This window comes from Gemmiger gallinarum, from assembly GCF_014982805.1.
GTDB lineage: Bacteria > Bacillota > Clostridia > Oscillospirales > Ruminococcaceae > Gemmiger > Gemmiger gallinarum.
The window spans coordinates 133982-146356 of the sequence record NZ_JADCKC010000001.1 but is presented as its reverse complement, the minus strand read 5'-3'; the positions used below and the strand labels follow the sequence as shown (position 1 = coordinate 146356).

The window sequence follows — 12375 nt, the reverse complement described above, 5'->3', positions numbered from 1 at the left end:
GCACCTTAAAATTCTATGTAAGGGCTGATTTCGTTGCGGCTCTGTGCCTGGATCAGCACATCCCGCCCCGGCTCGATGCCCGCTGCCAGCAGCACATTGTAAACGGTGGTCAGTGCCAGCTCAGGAGTGTTGTTTGTCTGGCTCAGATGGCACAAAGCAAACTTTTTGCAGCCGTCCTGAATCAGGTCCAGCAGTTCCGCCGCGCAGGCACGGTTGTCCAGGTGGCCCCGGTCACTGGCAATGCGGACCTTGAGATAATAGGGATAGGGCCCGCCCTGCAGGCTGAACCGGTCGTAGTTGGCCTCCAGCGCCACCAGGTCGCACCCGGCAAGATGCTGCTGCACCACAGGAGTCAGAACCCCCAGGTCGGTGGCAATGGCCATGGTGCGTTCATCCGGCGTGCGGATGCGATAGCCGCAGCAGGGCACGTCGTGGCTGGTGGGAAAGGAAGTCACCACAAAGGAGCCGATCTCCTCGGTGCGGCCGTCGATGGCGATGGCCTCGATGGCGGGGGGCAAGGTTCCCCGGGATTCCAGCATTTCCAGCGTTGCTGCGCAGCCGTAGACGGGAACCGTATAATGCTTCAAAAAAGTATCCAGGCCGCTGACATGGTCGGAGTGCTCATGGGTGATGAGGATGCCCTCACAGTCGGCAATGGCAAGCCCCAGCTTGCGCAGCGCCGTGAGGGTGGTGCGGCAGCTTTTGCCCATATCCACAAGAAGATATTTGCTTCCGTGGCGGACCAGCGCGCAGTTTCCGGATGACCCGGAATACAGTGTCGTAAACAATGCCATGCCTTGTGTGATTTCCTCTCTGTCTGATTTGTACCGCCGCTCACAAAAACAGGGCCGCAGTACTGCGGCCCCATAAGCGGTGTGGTTGCTCCGCAACGGGAGATTACGGCCTTTTCCCGCCAGCATCCGCCGCCTTTTACATGGCGCGGGTGATGGTGTTGACCGGGATCTCGACACGGCGGATATCCGCGCCGAGGGCCTGAAGTTTTTCCACGATATTTTCGTAGCCGCGCTCAATGTGGCTGGTCTCGTCGATCTCGCTCACACCGTCCGCGGCAAGGGCGGCAACCACCATGGCTGCGCCGGCACGCAGATCCAGTGCCCGCAGCGGTGCGGGATGCAGCTGCTCTACGCCTTCCACCACCGCCACCTGGCCGTCCACCTGAATGTTGGCACCCATGCGGATGAGCTCATCCACATAGCGGAAGCGGTTTTCCCAAATGCCTTCGGTGACAATGGAAGTGCCGTCGGCAACGCTGAGCAGCACCGTCATCAGCGGCTGCATATCGGTGGGGAAACCGGGATGAGGCATTGTCTTGATCTTGAGGGGCTTGAGGCGCTGATGGCAGCTGATGCGCAGCGATTCATCGTACTCCTCAATCACGCAGCCCGCCGCACGCATTTTGGCGGTGATGGGCTCCAAATGCTTGGGAATGATATTATGCAGTGTCACATCGCCCCGGGTGATGGCAGCGGCAGCCATATAGCTCCCGGCCTCGATCTGGTCGGGGATGATGGAATAGCTGCATCCGTGCATGGACCCCACACCGCGGATCTTGATGACATCGGTGCCCGCACCGTGAACGTCTGCGCCCATCATATTAAGGCAGTTGGCCAGGTCCACCACATGGGGTTCCCGGGCAACGTTCTCCAGAATGGTCAGCCCGTCCGCCATGACAGCGGCCAGCATGGCGTTCATGGTAGCGCCAACCGACACCGTATCAAAAAAGATATGCGAACCCGTCAGCTTGTCCGCGCTGACACGGATCATACCGTACTCCACCGAGTCCTCTGCTCCAAGAGCCGTGAATGCCTTGAGATGCTGGTCGATAGGACGGGGGCCCAGATTGCAGCCGCCCGGCATGGCAACCTGCGCAGAGCCGAAACGGCCCAGCAGAGCGCCCAGAAAATAATAACTGGCACGCATCTGACGGGAAAGCTCATTGGACACCTCGGTACAGTCAAGGTGGGAGGTGTCGATCTCATAAGTGCTTTTGCTGATCATCCGGATACTGGCGCCAAGCTCGCTCAAAATTTGCAGGGACGCCATGACATCACTGATACAGGGAAGATTCTCGATGATGCATTTTCCCGCTGCCAGAATGGTCGCAGGCAATATGGCCACAGCCGCGTTTTTGGCACCGCCGATGGTCACATCGCCGGTGAGCGGATTCCCGCCGCGGATCACAAATTTTTCCAAAGTGATAATTCTCTCCTTTGCCCAGCCGAGCACGGCCGACAGGGGTTGCACGGGGCGCAAACGCCCCCGTTCCCTGCCACAGGCCCGGCCTTCTGGCCGCGCCGGTACAAAGCCGCATGGTTTGCTGTATTATACACCAAAACGGAAGTTTTGAAAAGTGCTGCCCTTAGTATTTACAAAAATTGCGTGAAAAATCCCAAATTGCTTCGGCCCTGCCTATGGATTTTATCCACAACGTGCAGGGCAGCGAAGAAATTTTCCCCTTACATGTTGGGGAAGTAGGTTTTTGCACTGACCAGAGAGTTGTTGTAGTACATCTCGAAATGGCAGTGGTTGCCGAACGAATAGCCGGTATTGCCCACATAGCCAATGACCTGCCCGGCTTCGACCGCATCCCCTGTGCTGACGGCAAAGGCAGACATATGACCATACAGCGTCTTCCAGCCGTTGCCGTGGTCGATGATGACATAGTTGCCGTAACCGTAGGGATGGTTGTGCCAGCCCGCATACTCGATCTTGCCGCTGTCTGCCGCAATGATGGGCGTACCTGCCGGGGCAACGATGTCCGCGCCCTTATGGTCGGAGCTCATCCAGCGGCTGACGTAGCGGTAGTTGGGTACCGGCCAGTAGAAGGTACCGCTGCCCACCTGGGCAACCATACCGCTTTCCAGCCGTGTGCCGACAACGACCTGCTCGGTCACCGGTTCCACCAGCGTGTTGATCTGGACAATACTTACATCGGAAACCTGTCCGTCGATATATGTAATGTCCCGGATGACCTCCTGCTGTCCGTTCTGGCCTTCCTGGATCACGACCTCGTCGCCGAAATCATACTCGTCCGACTCAGTCTTGACCACGTCGAAATCCACATCCTCCACCTCGGTGGTGCGCTCAATGACCTTGACCTGCAGAAGTTCCGCCTTGGCATCGGAGGTGATCAGAGCACTGCCTTCCGTCAGCTCGGTATCCTCGTCGGCAAGGTCGGGGTTCCACCCCTGAAGCGTCTGGAAATCAACGCCCAGTGTCTCCGCCGCCTCACCGGCGGTCTGGTCCTCCTCCAGTGTATAGATGGAAGGCTCGGATTTCGCATTCAGCGTGGAGATGACGGTATCGTAAGGCACAATGGACGACAGGAAGTAGACGCCGTCCACCAGCGTGATGTCATGGACAAACTCCACCCGGCGGTTGAAGTCAAAGCTGTCCTCATAGGGCTGTTTGACCGCATCCAGATAGGAACGCAGATGGTCACCCTCGGTGGTGACAAAGCTCAGCTCGCCATCCACATAGACTGCTGTGCCGCTGCCGATCTCGTCGCTGGAGGCACTGAGAATGGCGTCGGCCACCTCGCTCTCCGTCATGACATCACCCGAAACCGCCAGCGTATAGGTGGGGGTGATTTCCCACTGGTCGTCGGTGGTCTCCACGCCGGCAGCCTCCATAACGGAGCGGGCGCGCTCAATACGGGATTCCACATCATCCCGGGCATTGTCGAACACCTGTTCGCTGGACACGTAGCCCACCGTTTTATCTCCCACGCGGACTTCCAGAAGATAGGTGTACCCCAGCTGGGTGCGAACCACCCAGACCAGCAGCACCGCAGCTGCCACCGGCAGAACATAGGAAAGGGCATTCCATACCAGGGGCAGATACAGCTTGGTGCCGCGCTTGAAATACTGGATCTTTTCGGCGCGTATTTGTCGGGCATCCTCATCGGGATGCTGTTCCGGCAGTTCCCGGATATGGCGCAGACCCGAGCGCATCCGCGCAAACGGCTCCAGCAGGTCCTCCAGGAAGGTGATGATCCCGATGGCCAGCGGCCGGACGATCATCAGCAGAATGGCTCCCGCATGGGAAAGGATGGCCGTGACGGCACGCAGCACCGTGCGTCCCACGCAGATTACCGCATACTCAGTCCAGAAGCCCACCATATACAGGGCATCCCCGATCAGCGTCGCATGGGGCAGCTGATGGATCAGGTCGCTCAGCCGGCTGCGGCGAGCGGCCTTTTTCTGCCGCTTGTGCCAGATACGGACAGTCTTTTTGACGCGGCGTTCGTCCAGCCACGCGCCAAACCGGCCGCGGGGCGGCTTGGGCGGACGGCTGGAGCCGCCCTCATTTTGTTGCTTTTCGTCGATCTGAGATTTCAAAGACGTTCTCCTTTGCGGCGATCATCGGCCGGTACGGCCGAATCCGCTTTACATATTGGGGAAGTAGTCGTGTGCGTTGACCAGGGTTCCGTTATAAGACATTTCAAAATGGCAATGGCAGCCGGTAGCAACGCCGGTCTGGCCCACATAGCCGATGGTCTGTCCTCCCGTTACCGATTGTCCTGTGGTGACCGCGATGGACGACATGTGCGCATACAGCGTCTTCCAGCCGTTGCCATGGTCGATCACCACATAATTGCCGTAGCTCCAGTGCGTGCCCGCCGTAACCACCACGCCGCTGTCCGCTGCGATGATGGGTGTGCCATAGTTTGCCGTAATATCGGTGGCATAACGGTCGTTTTCCACCCAGCGGGTAACGCCCTTGTAGTCGGGAACCGGCCAGTAGAAATTGCCGCTGCCCACCTGGGCCACCATGTCGCTCTGCAGCTTGGTACCCACGATAACCTGCTCGGATACCGGCTCGATCACCGTGGTGATATTGACGATATCGATGGCGCTGACCTTGCCGTTGATGTAGGTCACATCACTGGTGACTTCCTGCAGGCCCAGCTGACCTTCCTGCACCACGACCTCCTTGCCGAAGTCGTACTCATCCGACTCGGTCTTGACCACATCATACTGAACATCCTCCAGCACTGACTGCCGTTCCACCACTTTGACCTGCAGCAGCTCCGCCGTGGCCTCCGACGAAACCAGCGTCTGGCCTTCGGTCAGTTCCTCATCCTCGCCGGTAAGGTCGGGGTTCCAGGACTGCAGCGTGGCGTAATCCACACCGATGGCCTTGGCCGCCTCCCCTGCCGTCTGATCCTCCGTCACCGTGTAGGTGACCGGCTCCGATTTGGCATTCAGCGTCTCGATGACGGTGTCATAGGGAACAATGGACGACAGGAAGTAAACGCCGTCCACCAGCGTGATATCATGGGCAAATTCCACCCGTCGGTCGGAGTCAAAGGCATCCTCATAGGGCTGTTTGACAGCATCCAGGTAGGCGCGCAGATGGTCGCCCTCGCTGGTGACAAAGCGCAGCTCACCGTCAATGTACACTGCGGTACCGTCGCCGATCTCATCGCTGGAGGCGCTCAGAATGGCGTCGGCCACCTCGCTCTCGGTCATGACATCGCCCGAGACTGCCAGAGTGTAGGTCGGCGAAATGTTCCAGGCATCATCGGTGGTTTCCACTCCGGCGGATTCCATGACGGCACGGGCACGCTCGATACGGGACTGCACATCGTCCCGGGCACTGTCAAACACCTGCTCGCTGGCAACATAGCCAACCGACTCGCCGTTGACCCGAACTTCCAGCAGGTAGTTGAAGCTGAGCTGGGTGCGCACCACCCAGACCAGCAGCACCGCAGCTGCAACAGGCAACGCATAGGACAAAGCATTCCATACAAGGGGCAGGTACAGTCTGGTGCCCCGCTTGAAATACTGAATTTTCTCTGCCCGGATCTGCTTTGCGTTTTCCTCGGGGTGCTGCTGGGGCAGGGCGCGGATATGGCGCAGACCCGAGCGCATGCGTGCCAACGGTTCCAGCAGGTCTTCCAGAAAGGTGATGATCCCAATGGCCAGCGGCCGGATGATCATGAGAAGGACATCCCACACGTGGGAGAGAATGGTGCCTGCTACCCGCAGCACCGTGCGTCCGGCGCAGATCGCCGCATACTCCAGCCAGAAGCCGAACATGTACAGGAGATCGCCGATGAGCGTTGCATGGGGCAGCCGGTGGATCATCTCACTGAGGCGGCTGCGGCGTTCTGACTTTTTCTGTCTTTTATGCCAGAGCCTGACGGTCCGCTTGATGCGGTGGACATCCAGCCACTCGGCAAATTTGCCGCGCTTTTTGCCGCGCCGTGGGGAAGGCTCTTCCGTGTGATTCTGTTCCAAATGTTTCTTAGTCATTTTCTCTGATAAAATACGCAAAAGGCGTTTTTGGTTCCACTCCCGTTTCTTCCGGGGAAAGTTCCTGAATCAGGGCAAACAGGGTTTGCATTTCAACCGGCGGCATGCCGCAGGCCCGGCACAGCTGCGCCATATCCGGCGGCAGAGGGCACTGGATGCGGCGCAGGCTGCCGTCCAAGGGATGGCGGAAGGTCAGCGCCGCACAGTGCAGGGCATGGCGGTCGATGCTACCGGTGTGCCCGCCGTAGAGGGTATCCCCCGCCAGCGGGCATCCCAGGTGCGCCATGTGCACCCGGATCTGATGGGTGCGGCCGGTCACGGGGATACAGGCCGCCAGAGTATGACCGCCTCCTCTGGCAAGAACGCGGTACCGGGTCACGCTGGGCTTGCCTTCCGGGGCAACAGTGCGCCCGATGATGGAATCTCCCCGCCGGGCGATGGGGGCGTCGATGACGCCGTCATCCTCCGGCAGAAGGCCTTCCGTCACGGCCAGATAGCACTTGTGGGCGGTTGCGGCCAAAATCGGCGCTGCAAAGGAATTGCCCGCGCAGAGCACCAGGCCGCTGGTGTTTTTGTCGATACGGTTGACGGGACGAAAGACACCGGTCTGTCCCTTTTGCTCCAGGTGCCACAGCCAGCCGTTGGCCAGCGTGCGGTCGGGATAATTGAGGGTAGGATGCACCGCCAGTCCGGCAGGCTTGTCCAGCACTGCGGCAAAGGCATCCTCAAACAGAATGCCGAACGCTACCGGCTGAGGCTCCACCTGGGTGGGCGGGTCGGACGGCAGGGCAAAAGTCAGCTCTTGCCCTGCCGTCAGGGGCATATTGGTGTGAATGGGCGCGCCGTCGGCAAAGAATCCGCCGCACTGGTGCTTGACCGCGCGGATCAGCCCCGCCGAAAGCCCCTGCCCCCTCAGGAAGCTGTCAAGGCGGCAGCCCTGGGCATCGGACGGGACCCGGCAGGCAAGATACAGCATAGGCGCCCTCCCGCTTTTGTTGGTTGCACGGCCGCGGGCAGGGCAAAGCCCACCGCACGGCAGTGTATGGATAGATTATATCACATCGGGCAGAGTGTTGCAAACCATGCAAAAACCGCCGCACTTGCCAAATTGTGCCGGATGTGGTATACTTCCGCTGAAACGAGTGGAACATACGGCGGCGGGACGGCTTTGTCCGTCCTGAGGAAAGTCCGGGCTTTTCAGAGGCATGACAACTGCTAACGGCAGCCGGGGGTGACCCCAGGGATAGTGCAACAGAAATAGACCGCCGGGCCTTCGGGTCCGGCAAGGATGGAAAGGCGAGGTAAGAGCTCACCAGCGCACTGGCGACTTTGCGGCTATGTAAACCCTGTCAGAAGCAACATCCGTATGGGACAGATGCGGAGCCTCGCGCGTCCCGGAGATGGCATGCGGGATTTCCCGCGGAGCCTTGCGGCAACGCAAGGTCAAGATAGATCGTCGTTTAATACAGAACCCGGCTTACGGTCCAGTCGTTTTCTCGATGCAATACGCGGCCGCTGCAGAATCAGGGCTTGATGCCCCGCCTGCAGCGGCCGCGTTGCTTATTTTATGACATTTTCTCAGAAGCGTGAAAACAGACGGACAGGAATAGAGCTTCCCTGTCCGTCTGTTTTTCTGCCTCAGCCCGGCGGCGTCACAGCATCAGCTGAAGCAGCAGGATGCCCACTACACCGGGCAGGCCCAGCACCGCCGCCGCAAAGGCCGTCAAACGATTGAGCGGAAGCGTTACCCCTGTATACGGTGCCAGCAGCCCCACCACCGCCAGCGCCGCAATCCCGCACAGTGCACTGCCCAGCAGCGCGGGCACCGCGTGTTTCTGCCGTGCGGCACAGCGCGCCACCACAAGCACGCAGACCGCTCCGACCAGTATCAAACCGAGGGGCATGGTTCGTCACCTCCCCGCACCGCCCGCAGCAGTGCACGGTAACGGCACATCAGCGCCGCCCGCTCGTAGACCAGTTCCTCAATGCACAGTTCATCCCCCGCCTGCTGATAGTTGCGCTCATTGGCGGCCAGCGCCTCCACGACGCGCTTGAGCTCGGCCTCCTGCGCACGACGCAGGCGGTCCTTATTGTTGCGCCGCATACGCGCCCCCTTTCCCTGTGCCTGCTTACAGAAGAATACAGATCAGCCCGTCACAGCCGTCGTTGATGATACGTTCCAGCGTGACCTGCAAGCGCCCCCGGGCTTCCTGAGGCATATGCAGCAGCTTTGCCTGCAGGCCCTCGTTCACCAGCTCGTTGAGGCTCTTGCCGAAAATATTCGTGTTCCACAGCTTGCCGGGATCGCTCTCAAAGTCTTGCAGAATGCTCTTGATGAGCTCCTCCCCCTGCTGCTCGCTGCCCACGCTGGGCGAGATCTCGGTGCGGATGGTCGCTTTCATGATGTGCAGCGACGGCGCACTGGCCGACAGACGCACCCCGTACTGCCCACCCTGCCGCACGATCTGGGGCTCCTCCAGCGCCAGTTCATCAATGCCGGGCATGACGATGCCGTAGCCGGTGGCCTCCACCTGGTCAAGAGCGCCCTTGATCTTGTCATAGGCGCGCTTGGCCCGGGCCAGGCTGACCACACAGGGCAACAGGCTGGCTTCATCCACAATGTCCAGACCCGTCTGCTCGCCCAGAATCTTATAGAAAATGTCAGGAGCAATCTTCACCGAGATATGCACGCTGCCCGTAGCCAGATCCATGCCGCACAGGGACGCCCCGGTGATATACTCGCAGTCGATGGCAGGCTGTTTGCCCGCCACATCCCGCATACGGTGCACACCCGAGGCAAACTCCAGCATAGCCTCGTACACCGAGCTTTGCAGCCAGTGGCCGGGCTCCAGCATGGTGACCCAGGGCGGCATGGTAACGGCGATCTCCTGCACCGGGAACTCATACAGCAGCCGCTTGAGGATGGCATCCAGCTTTTCGGCGGTGAGCTGAGTGCAGTTCACCGGGCAGACCGGGTGGCCGTAGTCCCGCTCCAGACCCTCGGCCAGGCTGCGGCTGGCCTCGCTGTCCGGGTCGGTGCAGTTGAGCAGAATCAGGTAGGGCTTGCCGATCTCGTTCAGCTCGTCGATGATGCGCTGCTCGGCATTGAGATAGTTTTCCCGGGGGATCTCGGCAATGCTGCCGTCGGTGGTGACCACCAGCCCCACGGTGGCGTGCTCCCGGATGACCTTGCGGGTGCCGGTCTCGGCGGCCAGGTCAAAGGGCACCGCCTTGTCAAACCAGGGGCTCTTCACCAGGCGGGGCGCGTTGTTCTCCTCATGGCCGAGGGCGCCCTCCACCATATAGCCCACGCAGTCCACCAGCCGGGCCCGGAAGCTGCCGCCCCCGGACAACTCCACCTCCACCGCCTTTTCCGGGATGAATTTGGGCTCCGTCGTCATGATGGTGCGCCCTGCCGCCGACTGGGGCAGCTCGTCAATGGCTCTGGCCCGCTGGGCGTCGTTCTTGATGTGGGGCAGAAGCATCAGCTCGGCAAAGCGCTTGATGAGCGTGCTCTTGCCGCTGCGCACCGGGCCTACCACCCCGATATAGATATCGCCGCCGGTCCGGCTGGCAATGTTCTGATAGATCTGTTCCTGCGTCATTTGTGGGCCTCCTTTCACAACGCCGCGGGGATCAGCAGGCAGGTCCGGGCAGTGGTCATCTCCTGCACCGGAGTTCCGGGTTCGGGTTCCAGATGGTTGGCCGCCGCCAGGTCCTTTGCCCGGGCATGGTAGCGCTTGGCAATGTCAAATACCCGCTCCCCCTCCGATGCATAGTAGAGATACAGGGCGGGGCCGTCGTTTTTATCGGGGAATTCCTCACCGAGGGTCACATCTCCCACCACCGGCACCGCACTCACTTTCAGAAGCTGACCATCCACGGCGATCTCGATCTCCACCCGCAAGCGGTCCCCGGTTTTGCCCGAGGTGACCTTGCCCACCGCCGCATGGGCATGGAGGCAGTAATCCGCCGCCGTGCCCGCAAAGCTCTGGGGCAGCTGCCAGGTGAAAGCCTTGTCGTAGCAGGTCAGTTCTCCCCTTGCATCGGCACAAAGCACATGAGCTGTGCCCTTGCCGCCGAAGCAGACGGTCCCCTCCTGCTCGCCGGGCGCCGGGAGCAGGGCTCCCAGCGTGACAAAGCAGCCCTTGACCTCCAGATCGGGATCGGGCAGGTCGTCCCCCGCCTCAGCCAGAATGGTCTGCCGCAAAGAGCAGGCATCCTCCAACAGGCGGCAGACAGCTCCCTGGGTCTCGGTGCGGCAGACGGTGGAGTAGGCGTCCGCCACTGCCGTGTACTGCACCGCCCGCCACAGCTCGGCATGGAGCTTCCATGTAACCGTCAGCACCGGGTCCCCGGTATCGTCCGCCGCCAGGGTGCAGCCCAGCACCTCACCCCAGAAGACACACTCGTCCCCTTCCGCAGCGCCGGGCACCTCCATGGTCTGCCGGATGGGAATCTCCTTCTGCCGGCCGGTGATCTCCTCGCTGCCCGCCGGGCGGTAACAGGCCTGCACCCGCAGCATTCCCTGGCAGCTGACCTGCCCCGTCTGCACGGTGCAGGTATCCGGTGCAAACACCCCCGAAATGTCCAGAATCACCTCATCGGCGCCGGGCAGAGCGATGGTACTCTCGGCGGTGAAGGTCTTTTCCTCCGCCGCGGCACAGAGTTTGCCCGCCAGCACCCGGGTCCGCTGCTCAATGCCGCAGTCGGCCAGAGAGGTCAGCAGCTCCAGTTCCTCCACCGCCTGCACTGTCACCCCCAGGGCATAGGCACCCCGCAGGTCAATGCGGTGCTCACTGATGGCCCGGCAGTTGCAGTATTCCAGCTCCCCCCAGACCCCCGCCGGGCCCGTCTCATAGCGGCCTTCCGGCAGGTCCACCGACTTTTCAAAGGGGAACTTCTGCTCAATGCGGTAGAGCTGAGTTCCCGCTTCGTCCGACTGGTAGTAGACGGTACAGCGCAGATACCCCTCCCCCTGCCACTTGGCGGCAGCGGTGTGGTTCTGCATCAGTACCGGCTCGATCAGACATTTGACGATCTTGAACACCGCCGGAAGATAATCCGGGACCAGGATCTCGGTCTCCACCGGCAGCTCCAGCCTTGTCTCCCATCTGCCGCCGTATGCGGCAATGGTGTCTTTGAACACCTTCAATTCCATATGCGCATGCCCCTTTCCACGCTTTCTTGTGCATCTATATGCGGCCGGGCAGCAATTCAGACTAGTCCTTTTTGCTGCCGGAGTGTGGAATGTCTGCCGCAGGGGGAAATTCCGGCAAAAAAACATCCCCCGGGCGTCCGGCAGGACCTTCCCGAGGGGGATGCTTTGCTCTGTTATTTTACCTTGAACACCGCGCGCAGCAGCCAGCTGAGCGCTTTGGGACATTTCACGACGACGATTTGCATGGCATCCACCTCCCATTTGCTCATGTACGCCATTGTATGCCGTCTGCCGGGAAAACGTCACCCGTCGGCCCGGGTCAGCACCACCAGACCGCTGCCGCCGGTGCAGGAGAGTTCGGCGGCAGGGGCTGTAAACTCATTGCTGACGCCAAGGGGATAGTCGGGCGTCAGGGTGGCGTCCGACAAGGGATAGAACACCCCCGACATGGATACCCCCGTCAGGCTGCCGTCGATGGGAAAGAGGGAGAGGTACATCCAGTCCCCGCGAGGCAGGCGCAGCGGGCGGCCGGGCAGCAGGTAGTGCAGTTCGCTGCGTTCATCCGCGATGCACACCTCCGCCCCATTGCGGGCAAGATACAGCCCCGTGGCAATGTTTGCCAGGGTGTGTTCCATCCGTGCGCCGCCCAAGGCACCCAGCAGTGTGACCCGTTTTGCGCCGTGCTCCAGCAGCCAGCGCGCGGCGTACTGGGTGTCGGTATCGTCCTTGACATGGGGCAGCACCACCATATCCCCCGTTGTGTCCGGGCGGGGCGCCGAGTCAAAGTCTCCCACGATCAGGTCGGGCGTCACCCCCAGCACCGCCGCATTGCGGTAGCCTGCATCACAGGCTACAATGTAATCTTCCCTTTGAATATAGCGGCGCATCTGCGGTGAAACCCTGCAGGCCGACAGAATCACGGCATGCTCCATG

General features: G+C 60.8%; 10 protein-coding genes and 1 other RNA gene. 1 reads left to right on the top strand and 10 read right to left on the bottom strand.

Translation table 11 applies throughout. The annotated features are described in order from the left end of the window. Positions 1-5 precede the first annotated feature (5 nt). From INF35_RS00695 to INF35_RS00675, 5 genes are all read right to left on the bottom strand, one after another. Positions 6-794, bottom strand: a complete 789-nt coding sequence (locus tag INF35_RS00695) for an MBL fold metallo-hydrolase (RefSeq protein WP_193499669.1) — start codon at positions 792-794, stop codon at positions 6-8. Positions 795-930: 136 nt separating this feature from the next. Next, positions 931-2214: a UDP-N-acetylglucosamine 1-carboxyvinyltransferase gene (locus tag INF35_RS00690; protein WP_193499668.1), complete on the bottom strand. Its 1284-nt coding sequence runs from the start codon at positions 2212-2214 to the stop codon at positions 931-933. Between the two features lie 263 nt (positions 2215-2477). Then, a complete protein-coding gene (locus tag INF35_RS00685) occupies positions 2478-4361 on the bottom strand; it encodes a peptidoglycan DD-metalloendopeptidase family protein (RefSeq protein ID WP_193499667.1) in 1884 nt (627 codons plus the stop codon). Between the two features lie 48 nt (positions 4362-4409). After that, complete coding sequence (locus INF35_RS00680) at positions 4410-6281, bottom strand: peptidoglycan DD-metalloendopeptidase family protein (protein ID WP_193499666.1); 1872 nt, start codon at positions 6279-6281, stop codon at positions 4410-4412. Then, complete coding sequence (locus INF35_RS00675; RefSeq protein WP_193499665.1) at positions 6274-7257, bottom strand: RluA family pseudouridine synthase; 984 nt, start codon at positions 7255-7257, stop codon at positions 6274-6276. Before INF35_RS00675 ends, INF35_RS00680 begins: the two co-directional genes overlap by 8 nt. A 163-nt stretch (positions 7258-7420) precedes the next feature. On the opposite strand from INF35_RS00675, the gene rnpB reads away from it, so the two are divergent. Then, an RNA gene (gene rnpB / locus INF35_RS00670) (RNase P RNA component class A) lies at positions 7421-7776 on the top strand. Positions 7777-7933: 157 nt separating this feature from the next. Here rnpB and INF35_RS00665 read toward each other — a convergent pair. From INF35_RS00665 to INF35_RS00645, 5 genes are all read right to left on the bottom strand, one after another. Continuing rightward, positions 7934-8185: a pro-sigmaK processing inhibitor BofA family protein gene (locus INF35_RS00665; protein ID WP_193499664.1), complete on the bottom strand. Its 252-nt coding sequence runs from the start codon at positions 8183-8185 to the stop codon at positions 7934-7936. Further along, positions 8170-8385 carry a hypothetical protein gene (locus INF35_RS00660; protein WP_193499663.1) on the bottom strand — a complete coding sequence of 72 codons (216 nt, stop codon included), beginning with the start codon at positions 8383-8385 and terminating at the stop codon, positions 8170-8172. The genes INF35_RS00665 and INF35_RS00660 overlap by 16 nt, the downstream gene beginning before the upstream one ends. A 25-nt stretch (positions 8386-8410) precedes the next feature. Next, positions 8411-9886, bottom strand: a complete 1476-nt coding sequence (gene spoIVA / locus INF35_RS00655) for a stage IV sporulation protein A (protein WP_193499662.1) — start codon at positions 9884-9886, stop codon at positions 8411-8413. Positions 9887-9900: 14 nt separating this feature from the next. After that, positions 9901-11442, bottom strand: coding sequence for an SPOCS domain-containing protein (locus INF35_RS00650; RefSeq protein WP_193499661.1), 1542 nt, complete (start codon positions 11440-11442; stop codon positions 9901-9903). A gap of 302 nt (positions 11443-11744) precedes the next feature. Then, positions 11745-12374, bottom strand: a complete 630-nt coding sequence (locus INF35_RS00645) for a thiamine diphosphokinase (protein WP_193499660.1) — start codon at positions 12372-12374, stop codon at positions 11745-11747. Position 12375: the final 1 nt, after the last annotated feature.